We start from the raw sequence: 14581 nt of genomic DNA on the forward strand, positions 1-14581 counted from the left end.
CGAACAGGATGGGGGAAAAGTGTAGCTGTTGTTTTGATGCTTTTTCCGTTTCCGCTTTCGTTTCCAAGCAAAAAACCTGCTCTGGCTTAATTGCCGGAGCAGGTTTTTCTACAGGCTGAGGTACCGCAGAAGCGATACCTGACTTTTTTGGCAGGGGCAGAAGGACTTGAACCCTCGGCACGCGGTTTTGGAGTGGATGTGGGAGAGCGCTCCAGGGAGCAGGTGTGGGCCGGTGTTGCCCCGCTCTACCGGCCAAGTCGCCAAAAGGCGGTGCTGATTTGGTGCTTTTCGGTTCTCCCGTTCCAAAACATAAAATGAAAGTCCGTTGGAAATCTCTCTCAGAATGAATTCGCTAAAAATACAGCTATATCTGCACATACACGGAGGAGTGAAACACGTTGCCGTCTGTTTCAAAACGGGCATCGCCGCCCCGCTTCCGGGCCACCACTTGGATGGAGGTGAGCCCCACACCGAAGTCGTTCCGCTTACTGGAACGGAACTTCCCGTTCTCCTGCCTTACCTGCCCGTCGAAACTGTTGTCCATGACAATGGTCAGCAGGCCCATGTGGACCCGACTGCCCAGGTGGAGAAATTTCCTCCCCTCGCCCATGCGATCACAGGCCTCCAGGGCGTTTTCCAGTAGATTCCCAAAGATGACGCACAACTCCGCGTCTGTGGTCTGCTCTGTCCGCGTTGGAACTGACAGTCGGATATCGGTTTCAATGCCTTGCTCCCGGCACAACGCGGCGTAGTGGGAAACAATGGCGTTGACGGCTTGATTATCACAATACTCCTGGGGCGCGATGGGGATGGTGTCCAGCAGGTCATCGATGTACCTGCGTAGCTGCGGATTGCCATCACCTGCCAAGCCTCGTATAGCTGTCAGTTGATGGCGCAGGTCATGGCGTTGCTGCTTTAATTCGGCCATGTGCTCCACCATCAGCTGATTGTGCCTTTTTTGCTCGGAGATCTGTGTTTCCAGCAGATGGGACTCAAATCGCAGTTGTTCCTGGAGAACGGCTTGCTTCTGAATCCCCTCCAGAGCACTCAGAAGCACCCAATAGACCACCACTACGCACAACAGCAGGCTGGTTCGTGTCAAGATGAATTGCCAGGTTCCCACCAGGTCCTCCTGGAGGTTTCCGGTGAATATGGTAACGATTCCGCTCATCATGGCGGGGATCAGCCAGATGACTCGCCATAGCCGAGGAGCGTCGATACGATAGACCTGCTGGGCGGCGTAGCGGAACAGCCGGTACATGGGAAATCCTGCCAGTATGCACAGCGCCAGGCAGAGCACGCCGCTTTCCCAACTGCGGGGGGCGGCATGAAAGAATCGGGCTGCCAGAAAGGAAGCCGCACCCAGGGCAATGTTCTGGTAGTTGACCAGCAACACATAAGTGAACAACAATTTTGCGGGGGGCAGCTTGACATTCAAAAAATACAGCGCCAGAGAGATGGGCACCATGGCCATTCCAACCGCCATCACCAGGTCAGGTTTTCCGGCGGACATCACCCAGGCCACACCTGATAGATGAATCAGCAGATTGACCGCTACAGTGACTGCCATCCATCGCTTTCCGAAGCGCAGCAGATCGAAGAAGGGCAGGTAGGCCAGCAAATGGATGGGCAGATAAGCGCAGAATGTGTACAGAATGGTTTCCATCATCCAATCCCCCTTGTTTGGGCAAATAAGTAGTCCTCAAACTCTTTTTTTGCTGCTTTGCGGTTGGTTCGGCTGATGGGGACGTTTTTGCCGTCTGACATTTTATAGCACTGGTACTCTTCATTGATGCCGACCACAAAAGCCACATTCACGCAGTAACTTTTATGGGGGCAGAAAAAGGGCTGCCCCTCCAGCTGGGGCAGCAGGTCGGACAGCTTGCCGTAAAGTTGAATGGTGCTGCCTCCTTTTAGGAAAAGCGTCACATGGTGCCCCTGCTGCTCCAGAACCATCAATTCAGAAAGTGGGAGCTTTTGTGTCTTGCCGTTTTGCTGGATGGCCAGCTGGGGAGCGCTGTCCTTTTGCAGCTTCACCAGCCGCAGCAGGTCATCTATTTCCTTCTGCTGGACAGGCTTTTCCAGGTATTTCAGAACAGAAAGGCGGTAACTTTCCAGAGTGTGATCGGTACTGGTGGTGGTAAAGGCGATGGGGATGGCTTTGTCCATCTCCCTTATTTTTTGCACAGCCTCCACGCCGGTCATGCCGTCCATGTAGATGTCCATCAGCAACAGATCGAATTTGTCGGGGCGGAAGGCTTCCAGCAGTTCCTCACTGCTCCCGAACTGGGTGCAGACCGTGGCAATGGGGGCCTGCTCCAGCAGGGCCAGCAAGGTATCCCGCTCACCGGGTAAGTCGTCACAAATGGCTACTCGAATCGGTTCCATCCAACCCCTCCTTTGGGGATTTTCCTCTATTATATGGCCTATGCACAAAAAAGTCAATTTGTCAAGTACCAGTTATGCCGTAGGCTGCGGCATCTCTCGTACTGGAAAGAGGGGCAAAAATTCAATAAAATATACTTGACAGCAAAAAATCTGCTGCCATCGGAGAAAGGAAAAGCCATGGTCAAAGCATACTTTGCGGCCTGCGAGCCGTTTTTTCCTCAGCAGCGTGGGGAACTGCGGCGCGTTGCCTTGGCCTTGTGCCGGGGCGGTGTAGACACCATGGAGCAGCTGTGCGCCCTCCAGCGGGCCGGGCCGAAGGGGCTGCTTGCCATCCGCTCCATCGGGGAAAAGAGTCTGCCGCTCATTGCGGCGGTCTGCGCCCGGTACAAAAACGTTTTATGAACATCGCAAGGGGGTACCCCCTTGCGGCGGACAGATCTCTGTCCGCCGCAGGAATGCCCTCCTGCCCAAGCAAAAGGAGGAACCGTATGAAAAAACGAATTTTGAGTATCTTGACCGCCCTGGCCCTGTGCCTGGGGCTGCTGCCCACGGCGGCATTTGCGGTGGACGGCGACAAGGCCATCATGCTGGGGACAAACGGGATCTCGGGCTATGACGACAGCACGAACAGCTATGACTATATCTATTTTGGGAACTGGAATGCGCCGGATCAATATACCACTCCCGGCCCGATCAAATGGCGGGTGCTGGACGACCAGACCAACACAGGAGGAGACGGCCTTTTCCTGCTCTCCGACGGGCTGTTTGGACAAGGCAACAAATATGGCGGCGGTGTGTGTTTCAACCAGGACAGATCAAGCAATGTATGGCAGGGCAGCGCCGCCCAGAAGTGGTGCAACACCTTTTACACCAATTCTTTTTCCGAAGGGGAACAGGGCGCAGTATTTGCAACCACAAAAACCGATGCGGAGTATAATGCATCCAGTGGAGACCTTCCCCCCAAATATGGAGAGTCTGAATTAAAGGGGGACACGGTATTTTTCCTCTCGGCAGAGGAAGTGGAAAACAAAGCATACGGTTTTATCGATAATGCCGCGCGTCGGGCTTATTTTGGAAACACTGGCAATTGGGGTGCGTGGTGGCTCCGCTCGCCGGACAAGCAGACTTCGACCGTTGCGGGCACTATTACCCGCTCACCTACTAGCTCAGCTGGTAGTTTGAACGGCAATTATGTGGACAATAATTCCTACTCGGCTCGCCCCGCTTTTAATTTAGATCTGGACGCTGTCCTCTTTACCTCTGCCGCTAAAGACGGCAAATCCGCAAGCGGCATGGAGAGCGGATTAACGGAGGTAGGCGCTTATGACGGCAGCGAGTGGAAATTGACGCTTTTAGATAATAGCCGCAATTTTTCCATTTCCAGCGCAAAAATTGAAGAAAGCAAGATTGACTTTTCCTACTCCGGCGCACAGACGGGGGCGAATGAGTACATTTCCGTTGTAATCGAGGAAGGCGGCGCGATCACCTACTACGGGCGCATTTTGCAGCTGGACGATACGACGGGCGGCGCAAGCGGCGAGGCAAGCCTTACGCTCCCTGCGGATGTAACATTTAGCGATACGACTAAGCTGTACATATTCAACGAGCAGTACAACGGCGGAAAAAAAGACGATACCAAGCTGACCGACTACGCCAGCCAAATGATTGAAGTTGACACCACCGCCCCGACACTGACCGCTGGCACGGCAACCCGCACCAGCGAAACCGCCGCAACGGTGAAGTTTACCAGCAGCGAGGCGGGCACCTGTTACTATGCAGTCGTGGAAAGCGGCGAAAAGGCGCCGTCCATCGATACCAACGGGGCGGGAACTTCCTGCGATACCACCGAGCAGACCATATCTCTTAATAACCTTTCGGGTGCGGGCGCAAAGGATATTTACATTGTGGCAAAAGACGCGGTGGGGAACGTCAGCCAACCGCTGAAAATCACCATACCCGCCTATATCGCGCCGGTCTATGATATTTCTGCCGATACCCAGAGTTTGGACTTTGGAACCGTGACCGAGGGCTATGAAGCCCCGGCGGAACAAACTGTGACCATCATCAATGACGGTAACCAGCCGCAGACCCTGACCCAGCCTGTCTCCACCAGCAGTTTTGAGGTGGGTACTCTCTCCAAGACGGAACTGCCTGTGGGAGAAACTGTCACCTTTACGGTGCGGCCCAAGGTAGGACTGCCGGTGGGAAGTTACAGTGAGAAGATTGTTGTTTCCGGTCTTGAAAACACAACCGTGTCTGTCACTGCCAACTTCACCGTGAAACAGTTCAGCAGCGGCGGCGGTACAACCACTTATCCCGTTCAGGTGGAAGAGAACAGTCAAAACGGCGGTGTGCAAGTGTCACCTAAAAACGCCGTCCCGGGCACTTTGGTAACGGTTACCCCCCAACCTGCCCCCGGCTACGAACTGGCAACGCTGACTGTTTTAGACCAGTATGGGAATGAAGTGGATGTGAATCCCCTGGGCAACGGCAACTATTCCTTCAAGATGCCCAGAAGCAGGGTCAAGGTGGAGGCCACCTTCTACTGCACCGGCAGCGAGTTGTGCCCCACCCATCACCTTGCGGACGTCTTGGTGAAGGCATGGTATCACGACGCGGTGGACTATGTGGTGGAGCACGGCATCATGACCGGTACCAGCGCCACCACCTTCGAGCCCAACACCACGTTGAGCCGGGCCATGGTGGCGCAGATCCTCTACAACCTGGAAGGCCAGCCCACTGCGGATGGGAAAAGCTCTTTCACCGACGCGAGCGGCCATTGGGCAGCGAATGCCATCGCCTGGGCTCAGAAAACCGGTGTGGTTTCCGGCTACGGGAACAACACTTTCCGGCCCAATCAGGCTGTGAGCCGGGAGGAATTGGCACAGATGCTGTACAATTACGCCGCACACATGGGTTATGACCTGACGGCTGCTGGGAATCTCACCGCCTTCCCTGACGGGAGCAAGGTGAGCGATTGGGCACAGACCGCCATGAGCTGGGCCAACGGCTTGGGTGCCATCAACGGGTACGAAGACAATACTCTCCGTCCCGGCGGAAACACCACCCGAGCGGAAGCGGCCTCCATGATTATGGGGTTGGCCACAAAACTAGTCAGTATTCCAGCGTAATATAAGCGAAAAAAGGGCCGGGAGAGATCCCGGCCTTTTGCTTACCTCAAAGCAAGAGTGTGGTCACCTCAAAATTTGCGGGACAGGAAACAAGGAAAAGGGCTTCGCAAAAAGGTTTTTGGAGGATGCTTGCAAGAATATACCTGTGTACAAGCTGTAAAGTTTAATTTCTCTATGGACATAGGTTAGAACATAGGTGTAAAATCTTGGAAAAGATTTTGGAGGTAACACCACGGAGATTAAAAATACTTACACGAAGCGAAGCACATTGGGCCATTATTTTCTTCTGCCCAATGAAGTTTTTACGCTGGGATTAAGTCCTGGCGAACTGTCGGTTTATGCTTACCTGATGTTCTGCGAGGACAGGGAAACGCATCAATGCTGGCCCAGTATCGGGAGGATTTGCCAGCACACAGGCATGAGCGCTAACACGGTTGCAAAATACATACGGCAGTTGGAAGAGAAGCGGCTGATCGACACAGAACCCACGAAGGTAAAAACTAAGGCAGGCTTGGTGCGCAATGGGAACTTGCTCTACACGATCCGCCCCATCCAGGAGGCGGTGAATTACAAGCTGGAGAAGGACTTGTCAGCACTGCCAAACCCAAAGCGCACCAGGAAAAGACGATGAAAACCAAACTTGGCCTTGTGAGAGCCTGTGTGCGGTTTTTGGAGGCCGGGTAGGGGAACGACACCAGCGAAACGGGTTACCCGCCCTGTTGGAGCCGTGTGGGGCAGTTGTGAGCAAATCCGGGAAATAGCACTGAACCCCAGTGGGAGAAAACCGTTTTCACCTCCACTTAGGGAGAAGTGACTGAGAAAAGCTGGGATAAGCAGAAAAGGAAAAAGCAGGCCCAGCCGGGCCTGCAAGGGCAGCACATGGAAGCACGGGATGGCCTCGATAGAAAACGGAATTTTCCTCCACTTAGAGGACTGGTTTGGAGAAAGCTGAGGGCAGCGAACATAACCCAAACATTAAGCAGTGGAGAGAGGGTGTGAAAAAAGAGCAGGTTAAAGGGTGTGGGTCGGTAAACCGCCCCACACCCGGTTCACAGCGTCCGGCAGAGCCGGTCGCTACGGGATTTTTGGAAGGGGTCAAAATCTCAAAAATTAGGGGTCAGATTTCGGGCCTTGGCGTCAAACTGGGTGTCGTGAATGTCAGATTTTCCCAGTGTTGAGCCATTCTCTACGGTGTCAAGATAGGGGTTGTGACAGTTTCCTGCCTTCAGCAGGGCAAGCAGAGCGCTCGGCTGGGCACATTTCGCGGGGCTGTCTCGCCTGCCGGCTCGGTCGGCTCAGAACGGTCCCCACTGGGGACCTTCGCCCCCGAACCTCCTTTTTGAAATCCCCTTCTTTTCCTCTGCATTAAGGAGGGTACCCCACCTCAAAAACTGCGCCGCATAAACAAAGAATAGGCCAAAGAGAAATCCCCCGCCCCAGGCAGGTGTAAATCCACCAAAAGGCGGGGCGGTTTTTCTCCGCACGGTTCGAAAACTAGGGGTGGACATAGACAAACGCTATGAGGTAGTGTTGGTGGTTGAGCAAAACACCCGAAGGGAGGAACCACCAACCATGCCAAAAAAGAGATTAACCACTAACGGCAACGTCTTTCGCCGCACAGACGGCCGCTGGCAGAGTGTCATCTGGTATTTTGATGAACAGGGAATCAAGCGCCGCAAAGTGTTCTCTAGCAAAACTAAGACGGAGGCCCAGCAGAAAATCACCAACTACATCGCCCAGTTCAACGAGGAAGTGCGTAACTCGGATGAATCTCAAAAGACCATTAAAGAAAGCCTAACCCATTGGCTGCAAGTTTTCAAATATCCCTCGGTGGAGCGGACAACATACGACCGGCTGGAATGCACCGCCCAGCACCAGGTGTATCCGCTGATAGGAGAGAAAATCGTGGGGGACATTACCGCAGCGGATTTGAAATCCGTGCTCAACCATTGGATGGAGCAGGGCTACGCTTACACCACAGTGAAGAAAGTCCACATCCTGCTGAACGAGTATTTCCGCTATCTCACGGAAGAAGGCTTTATTCAGAAGAACCCCATGCAGAGCGTGCCTATGATGAAGCGCAGCAACTTTTTAGCAGCACAGGACAAAGAGTTTTTACCAGAGCAGGAGCAGGTGACAGTGTTCACTCCCACAGAGATTGCCAAATTCAAGCGGGAAGCGTTTTCCACCTTTGCCAACGGCAAACGTAAATACCAGCAAGCAGCGGCCTACATCCTCATGCTTAACACAGGACTAAGAACGGGAGAATTGCTGGGCTTGCTCAACAGCGATATCGACCTAGAGCGGCGGGTTTTGCATCTCGAAAGAGGTGTGAAAGAAGTGTGGCGCAGGGACGGTTTACAAGCCGAGCCAGGTCGGGATGTGAAAGTTGGCAAGCTGAAATCGGCAACGAGTAAGCGAACTATGCCGCTAAACGACACGGCCATTGCTATGATCCAAGACTTGCGAAAAGAAGCCTACTTCGGAGAGAACACGCCCTTGGTGCCAGACGAGCACGGTAACTTCACTCGACCAGTGAATTTTAGAAAGAGATACTATCGCATCCTAGCAGCGGCGGGAATCGAGAAAAAGGGCCTGCACTCGCTCAGACATACATTCGCATCCAACTTGGTGAATGGAATAAAACAGGAGGATGGTACCATTAAATCCCTGACACCCCGCCAGGTGGCAGACCTGCTGGGCCACAGCACCAGCCAGATCACCGAGTTGTACTATGTAAAAAAGGACACCTCTCGTCTACATGGTATCACGGACGGTTTTAATTTGTGAGCACTCAAAATGAATTAGAATTATGAGTTATACCCTAGTTCGGTCGGCAAATCATTCCAAAGTTCGGTTCTTGTCTTATGGATTCGAAACTTCTCCAAAACTTTCACATCAGGGTCGGGGTAAATCACGAATCCATCCTCTTCGCCTTTTTCCGCGCGGACATGGAATGCAAGTTGCTCTTTTTCCAACGAAAATTGTGCATTCACACCTTCTTTGTTTCCTCTTGCGTCAAGGCGAATCCATTTGTGAAACTCTTTGACATATACCCCATTGAATCCATGATATATCAAAACAGGCGCTGTTTCATCATCTAAAATCAGTTTTTGATAGCAAAATCCGGTTGGGATAGATTTATACCGCAATAACGCGGCCAGCAAATGTGACTTTGCGAAACAAATCCCATGTCCTGCCGCTAATACCTCTGATGCGGAACAAGTGATCGCATCTTCCTTGATATCCGCCGAATGTGCAATTTGATCTCTTACATATTCGTAAGCTTTTTTAATGTACTCTACTTCGTCACTAGTCCCTTGATATAACGTGTCTGCAAGCCGCCTTATATTCTCGTTCCCATAGTTAACCACGTCATCTTCTTTTAAGTATTCATCCATATTATCTGTAAATAGAATTAAATCCATAGCAGTCCCTCCTAAAATTCCGAGTTTTTATTGTGAGCCTGTCTCACTTTTTTCAGTATAACACAAACATGGCGAATTGCAATAAGCTGGTTGGACACACCTGGGAGATCCTCTCGTCTACATGGTATCACCGATGGCTTTAATTTGTAAACGCTATGCAGCAGGGTGCACAAAAACCAGGACAAAAATTTTGCAGCCAGAAAACAGCGAAAAAGAGAAAAACGCACCCGGTTTGGGCCGAAAAGGGCGAAACCGGGTGCGTTTTGGGTGCTGGAGGGGTTGAGAGCGGGTGAGAACGGATCAAACCAGGTGCGAAAAGCCGGACTTTGAACCAAAGTGAACACCAAAACCATGCAACACATGTAAAAAGAAAACCGGCGAAAACCCAGTGTTTTCGCCGGTTTTGTGGCAGGGGCAGAAGGACTTGGTCTCGGCTGCCGCCTCGGTCGGTTCGCGGCAGAGCGCCACTGGCGCTCGCTCACCCCACGACACGCACCGCAGGCAGGCCTGCGGGCGCACCTTGTTGCCAAATCCTACCGCACACTAACGAAAAAGTCAGGTACCGCACAAGCGATACCTGGCTTTTTTGGCAGGGGCAGAAGGACTTGAACCCTCGGCACGCGGTTTTGGAGTGGATGTGGGAGTACGCAACAGGGAGCGGGGAAAGACCGGTGTTGCCCGGTTTTTCCAGACAAGTTAAAAAAGGCGGTGCTGGTTTGGTGCTGCGGGGGAATTTTAAGGGTGAAAACAGGTGGGGTTCCTTTAAAATAACCCCCTATCTCTCCGGAAAAGTCACTCCCCTTTTGGTGGCTTTGAAGTCACCATCTTTTTTGAAAACGGATTACCAATGTTTCCGCAATTCTCAAGAAATATCCTTGCTTTCCTATGGTTGGGGGTGTTATAATAAAAATGCTTAATATGCTTTTAAAAAAGAGGGCATGCCCTCTTTTCGTTATTGCTTTAGCAAGAATCCCCAGCGCTTATTGCGCTGGGGATTGAAAAACCGCCCGCTATGCGGGTGGGATTAAAGCTTAAGCAAAAGAAGCAACCGAACTGGTAAAATAGAGAGTGTTCAAGCCTCTAGAAAACCAAGAAAGGAAGCTTCTTATGGCAAATAGTTTAGCACATACGAAATGGGTATGCAAGTACCATATCGTCTTTACCCCGAAGTACCGTCGGAAAAACATCTATCATGAATTGAGAAAAGATATTCAGCAGATCATCAAAGACCTATGCAAGTGGAAGGGAGTAGAAATCATAGAAGGGCATATGATGCCGGATCATGTGCATCTTCTAATAAGTATACCACCGAAATACAGTGTATCACAGTTCATGGGATATCTCAAAGGGAAGAGCGCAATGATGATCTTTGAGAGACACGCAAACCTGAAATACAAGTTTGGGAATCGAAATTTCTGGGCAACAGGGTATTATGTAAGTACGGTAGGGCTAAATACTGCGACGATCCAGAAATACATAAGGGAACAGGAAAAGCAGGATCAAATTGAAGATAGTTTGAGCAGGAAAGAGTATACAGACCCTTTTAAGGGTAGCAAGTAATCATACCACCGGGGCTTGAACAAAGTGAAAGCCAGCGTCTTTTAGGCGCCGGCTTCTCTTACGGCCTTCTAGGCCGCCCGTCATGCCACCCCTCTTAGGGGTGGTATTGACTGGGGTTCCCCAACGAAAACTACTCTGTATGTACCAAGAGGAACGGAAAGGTGATTTGAAATGGGAAAAAAATTAAGCAAGTTCTTTGGCATGTTCTGCGTGGGCCTGCTCTTTGCCTTGTGCGGTGTGAGCGCCTCGGCGGCGGAGACACAGGAAAATGTCATGTATCTGGATGAGAATGGAGAAGAAAAAACCACTTCTGCCACAGTGGTAGAGTCGGTGTTTAGTAATGCACCTGTTACTGAGGTTACGTGGCAAACGGGCTGGTACGTTGTCGTCCCTCAAGACCCAGTTACATATATTCATGGAAGAATCAGAGTGCAGGGAGATGTCCATTTGATTTTAAGCGATGGTGCATCTTTATCCGCTTATAGCGGGATTAATGTCCCTGTAGGTAGCAGTTTATCGATTTATGCCCAGAGTACCGATAGTGAAACAATGGGACAACTAGGTGGTATGCAAGAAGTAGAGACTAACAGTGGAAGAGCTTTTATTGGTGGTAATGCTAATGAGTCTTGTGGGACAATTATCATTAATGGGGGTAATATCACTGTTGGTTGTCCTGGAGAGGGAGCTGCTGGAATTGGAGGCGGTGTCAACGGCAACGGGGGTGCTGTCACTGTTAATGGTGGCAATATTCGAGGTTTGGTAAAAAATGGTGCAGCGTTTATTGGCGGTGGTGTTAATGGTGCAGGTGGAAATATTACCATTACAGGCGGCACGTTTAAGGATGAGGGTAGTAGTGGAATTGGTAGCGGCGTAAACGGTGGGCCCTGTAATATTGTGATTCGCGATGTGGAAGAGCAGACATCATATTTTGATTATTCATTTAACACACCTGGAGTAAGTACAGTTTCTTTATTCAACGCGAAACTGAATCATCTTTGGCTGGATTGTGATGGAGTTATAACTATCCAAAATTCAGAATTGATTCAAGATGGTGGGGCTGAAATCAAGTGTGATGGGAGCATCAATATTGATAACAGTACTATAGATGGTAATGCACAGATGGCTGCCATATCTGGTTCTGCAATTATTACTATAAATAATTCAGATGTGATAAATGTTAATGGAAAACAAGCGACTTTGCAGGGAGGAAAGATCAGCGGTCGGTTGTCTTTTGATACGATGATTGTGGAAAACGCTGTGGTGGATTGCTCCATTGATGCCGATAATCTAATTATTAACGGTGGAGAAATTCTTAATAAGTTTAGAGTTTATGAAACTGTTACCGTGCATGGTGGAGCCATCCACGGGTTAGAACTCCGTAACGGATTAGTGCTAGTGGATGGAGGAGCCATATTTAATGGAAAAGATGGATCGCCCGCTGTGGAATGCTATGGCGATTCTTGTGGGGTTATTATAGATCAAACACAAGAGGGAGCAGTCCAGGGAACAATGAATGCTCCCAATGCAATTTATTTCCATTATGATGATAACCAAACTATGGTTGCTGACTTTGTTGGATATTATTCAGACTTGATGGAGTTTTCCATTGAAAAAGGATGGGAACTTCGTATTCATCCAGGAGCTTGGATTCAATCTCTTAGAGTAAACAACAATGGAACAATTTTGGTGGCTGGTACGTTAGATACTGATAGTAAGATTAAGGGCAACTTCCCCTACTACGCTATTAACGCCGACTCTGAAACCGTGGCCAGTGTTTCCGCCGGGGATACTATTGTCCGGGACGATGTTACCTTTGTGCCGGAGGGCCAGGTGGTTACCTTAAAGTCCAAAGGGACCGGAGCTGTGCATTGGGCCGCCCAGCCCGCCTACCTAAACGTGACCAACAACAAGTTTTATATGCCCGATGAGGTGGTCAGCGTCAAGGCGTCAGCCCTGCCCTTAGAGGCTACGCCCACCATTCAAGCGGACGGCGAGAAGCTGACTGGTTTCACCGCCGGGGAGTATTACTCTATCTCCGATGCCATTTTCCGTCCCACAGGAACTACCCTGCCCATCCGCCCGGAGTGGTATGGCACCACGGTATCCATCGTCAAGCTTGGGGATGGCTTTGTCACCGGCGACAGCTTTGCCCAAGCGTTAGCGATTCCCTCCCAGTCCGGTGGTACGGTGACGCCTCCCAATCCAGGTAGTGGTACCGGTTCGAAGCCTGACCCTGATGACCCAGAAGAGATTGTGATTTCCGACGGTGATTGGGAGGAGGCGGAAGAGGAACTCTCCCAGGCGGACAGCGGTGATACAGTCATTGTTGAAACGGATGAAGACGACACTTTGCCGGGAGAGGTGCTAGAAAGTGCAGCGGGGAAAAATGTCACGCTGATAATCCAGGTTGGGACTATTGTTTCTTGGGAAATTGATTGCAGGGAGATTCCAAAGGCTGCTTCCCTCCAGGACATCTCCTTGCAGGTCTCTATGAACACCCAGGGGATTCCTGAAAGTGTTCTGCAAGGGCTGCCGGGTTCTCATCCTTTTCAGCAGATGACTTTAGGGCATGATGGTCCTTTCGGGTTCCCTGTGAAGCTTCATACAAATGTAGGCCGTGAAAACTCTGGGAAGTGGGCGAACCTCTATTACTACAATGAAGAAACTGAAAAAATGGAGTTCGAAACTGCGGCTCGCGTTACCGCAAGCGGTGACGCAGTGTTTACGATGACCCATGCTTCTCAGTACGCTATCGTTCTGGATGAGAAGAGCCACACCCTTTCTTTCCAAGATGTGAAGGAGGGCTCCTGGTTCCAAGGGGCTGTGGAGTATGTATATCGAGCAGGTTTGATGGCAGGCACTGGCGATACCACCTTTGAACCCAACGCCAAACTGACCCGCGCCATGACCGCCCAGATTCTCTACAATCTGGAGGGTACGCCTGAAGTGACCGGCGAGGCCACCTTTACGGATATGAACACCGCTCCGGACTGGTCTGTGGATGCCATTGCCTGGGCGCAAGACACTGGCGTAGTGGCAGGCATGGGGGACAACACTTTTGCTCCCAACCTCAAGGTCACCCGGGAACAGTTCGCGCAGATGCTCTACAACTACGCCAAATACAAGAAATACGACCTGGCCAAGGCTGGCGACCTGACCAAGTTCCCCGATGCAGATTCTGTCAGTTTTTGGGCTGAAAACGCTCTCAGCTGGGCCAATGGAAACGGCCTGATTAACGGCCATGAGGACACCACGACCATCGACCCCCAGGGCAACACCATCCGCGCCCAGGCGGCGAGCATTTTGATGAACTTTGATTTGAACCTCGTGAAATAAGAATCCATAATTGAATATCTATGCAAAGGCCGGGAACGTTCCTGGCCTTTTGCTTGCCCTGTAAGTAAGGGAAGGCCACCTCAAAAATTGCGGGAAAGTAAACAAAGAAAAGGGCTTCGCAAAAAAGTTTCTGGAAAATACCTGAAAGAATATACCTGTGAACAAGCTGTAAAATCCGATTTCTCTATGGACATAGCCTCGAACTTAGGTGTAGAATTTTGAAAAAATACTGGGGAGGTAACGCCACGAAAATCAAGAACACTTACATAAACCGCAGCCCTTTGGGCCATTATTTTCTTCTGCCAAACGCCATTTTTCACCCTGGGACTCAGCCCAGGGGAGATGACGCTCTACGCCTACCTGATCTACTGCGAGGATTGGGAAACCCACCAGTGCTGGCCTAGCGTTGGACGGATCTGCCAGCACACGGCATGAGCGCTTATACAGTTGCCAAGTACATTCGGCAGCTGGAGGAAAAGCGGCTCATTGATGCGGAACCAACGAAAGTCCGTACTAAGTCTGGCGAGGTGCGCAATGGCACACTGCTTTTCACTATCCATCCCATTCAAAAGGCGGTAAATTACAAACTGGAGCAGAACTTGGCAGCGCTGCCAGAGCAAAAGCACCCCAGAAAAAAGAAGTGAATTTCAAACTCGGGCCTGTGTGCGGTTTTGGGGATCGAGTAGAGAAATGACACCAGCGAAGCCAGTTCCCCGCCCTGTTGGAGCCGTGTGGGGC

At 51.0% G+C, this 14581-nt stretch carries 12 protein-coding genes; 9 read left to right on the plus strand and 3 right to left on the minus strand.

The window, feature by feature from the left end; translation table 11 throughout:
• Window positions 1-364 precede the first annotated feature (364 nt).
• Together ODJ80_RS02305 and ODJ80_RS02310 are read right to left on the minus strand one after the other, a co-directional pair.
• Window positions 365-1669, minus strand: coding sequence for a sensor histidine kinase (locus tag ODJ80_RS02305; RefSeq protein WP_263040745.1), 1305 nt, complete (start codon window positions 1667-1669; stop codon window positions 365-367).
• Window positions 1666-2388, minus strand: a complete 723-nt coding sequence (locus ODJ80_RS02310) for a LytR/AlgR family response regulator transcription factor (protein ID WP_263040746.1) — start codon at window positions 2386-2388, stop codon at window positions 1666-1668. Before ODJ80_RS02310 ends, ODJ80_RS02305 begins: the two co-directional genes overlap by 4 nt.
• Window positions 2389-2565: 177 nt before the next feature.
• On the opposite strand from ODJ80_RS02310, the gene ODJ80_RS02315 reads away from it, so the two are divergent.
• The 4 genes from ODJ80_RS02315 (at window position 2566) to ODJ80_RS02330 (ending at window position 8309) form a co-directional block, all read left to right on the plus strand.
• Complete coding sequence (locus ODJ80_RS02315) at window positions 2566-2790, plus strand: hypothetical protein (protein ID WP_263040747.1); 225 nt, start codon at window positions 2566-2568, stop codon at window positions 2788-2790.
• An 86-nt stretch (window positions 2791-2876) separates the two neighbouring features.
• Entirely contained in the window at window positions 2877-5519 is a 2643-nt protein-coding gene (locus tag ODJ80_RS02320; RefSeq protein ID WP_263040748.1) for an S-layer homology domain-containing protein, read from the plus strand.
• A gap of 268 nt (window positions 5520-5787) precedes the next feature.
• Complete coding sequence (locus tag ODJ80_RS02325; RefSeq protein WP_263040749.1) at window positions 5788-6150, plus strand: helix-turn-helix domain-containing protein; 363 nt, start codon at window positions 5788-5790, stop codon at window positions 6148-6150.
• 941 nt (window positions 6151-7091) lie between these two features.
• Complete coding sequence (locus ODJ80_RS02330) at window positions 7092-8309, plus strand: tyrosine-type recombinase/integrase (protein ID WP_263040750.1); 1218 nt, start codon at window positions 7092-7094, stop codon at window positions 8307-8309.
• A gap of 20 nt (window positions 8310-8329) precedes the next feature.
• On the opposite strand, the gene ODJ80_RS02335 is transcribed toward ODJ80_RS02330, so the two are convergent.
• Window positions 8330-8947, minus strand: coding sequence for a transglutaminase-like domain-containing protein (locus ODJ80_RS02335; RefSeq protein ID WP_263040751.1), 618 nt, complete (start codon window positions 8945-8947; stop codon window positions 8330-8332).
• Between the two features lie 635 nt (window positions 8948-9582).
• On the opposite strand from ODJ80_RS02335, the gene ODJ80_RS02340 reads away from it, so the two are divergent.
• The 5 genes from ODJ80_RS02340 to ODJ80_RS02355 all read left to right on the plus strand — a co-directional run bounded on the left by ODJ80_RS02340 (window position 9583) and on the right by ODJ80_RS02355 (window position 14487).
• Window positions 9583-9864 carry a hypothetical protein gene (locus ODJ80_RS02340; RefSeq protein ID WP_263040752.1) on the plus strand — a complete coding sequence of 94 codons (282 nt, stop codon included), beginning with the start codon at window positions 9583-9585 and terminating at the stop codon, window positions 9862-9864.
• 190 nt (window positions 9865-10054) lie between these two features.
• Window positions 10055-10507 carry an IS200/IS605 family transposase gene (gene tnpA / locus ODJ80_RS02345; protein WP_263040753.1) on the plus strand — a complete coding sequence of 151 codons (453 nt, stop codon included), beginning with the start codon at window positions 10055-10057 and terminating at the stop codon, window positions 10505-10507.
• 171 nt (window positions 10508-10678) lie between these two features.
• Entirely contained in the window at window positions 10679-13843 is a 3165-nt protein-coding gene (locus ODJ80_RS02350; protein WP_263040754.1) for an S-layer homology domain-containing protein, read from the plus strand.
• Window positions 13844-14164: 321 nt separating this feature from the next.
• Window positions 14165-14278: a helix-turn-helix domain-containing protein gene (locus ODJ80_RS14135; RefSeq protein WP_442863886.1), complete on the plus strand. Its 114-nt coding sequence runs from the start codon at window positions 14165-14167 to the stop codon at window positions 14276-14278.
• On the plus strand, window positions 14275-14487 hold the full coding sequence (locus ODJ80_RS02355; RefSeq protein ID WP_263040755.1) for a hypothetical protein: 213 nt from the start codon (window positions 14275-14277) through the stop codon (window positions 14485-14487). Before ODJ80_RS14135 ends, ODJ80_RS02355 begins: the two co-directional genes overlap by 4 nt.
• Window positions 14488-14581 lie beyond the last annotated feature (94 nt).

The organism is Acutalibacter sp. LFL-21, from assembly GCF_025630755.1.
Classification (GTDB): Bacteria; Bacillota; Clostridia; order Oscillospirales; family Acutalibacteraceae; genus Acutalibacter; species Acutalibacter stercoravium.

What these genes read in the sequence shown, in the direction of transcription:
- ODJ80_RS02305 (WP_263040745.1), bottom strand. Translation starts at nt 1,669, where the DNA reads ATGATGGAAACCATTCTGTACACATTCTGCGCTTATCTGCCCATCCAT.
- ODJ80_RS02310 (WP_263040746.1), bottom strand. Translation starts at nt 2,388, where the DNA reads ATGGAACCGATTCGAGTAGCCATTTGTGACGACTTACCCGGTGAGCGG.
- ODJ80_RS02315 (WP_263040747.1), top strand. Translation starts at nt 2,566, where the DNA reads ATGGTCAAAGCATACTTTGCGGCCTGCGAGCCGTTTTTTCCTCAGCAG.
- ODJ80_RS02320 (WP_263040748.1), top strand. Translation starts at nt 2,877, where the DNA reads ATGAAAAAACGAATTTTGAGTATCTTGACCGCCCTGGCCCTGTGCCTG.
- ODJ80_RS02330 (WP_263040750.1), top strand. Translation starts at nt 7,092, where the DNA reads ATGCCAAAAAAGAGATTAACCACTAACGGCAACGTCTTTCGCCGCACA.
- ODJ80_RS02335 (WP_263040751.1), bottom strand. Translation starts at nt 8,947, where the DNA reads ATGGATTTAATTCTATTTACAGATAATATGGATGAATACTTAAAAGAA.
- ODJ80_RS02340 (WP_263040752.1), top strand. Translation starts at nt 9,583, where the DNA reads ATGTGGGAGTACGCAACAGGGAGCGGGGAAAGACCGGTGTTGCCCGGT.
- tnpA (WP_263040753.1), top strand. Translation starts at nt 10,055, where the DNA reads ATGGCAAATAGTTTAGCACATACGAAATGGGTATGCAAGTACCATATC.
- ODJ80_RS02350 (WP_263040754.1), top strand. Translation starts at nt 10,679, where the DNA reads ATGGGAAAAAAATTAAGCAAGTTCTTTGGCATGTTCTGCGTGGGCCTG.
- ODJ80_RS02355 (WP_263040755.1), top strand. Translation starts at nt 14,275, where the DNA reads ATGAGCGCTTATACAGTTGCCAAGTACATTCGGCAGCTGGAGGAAAAG.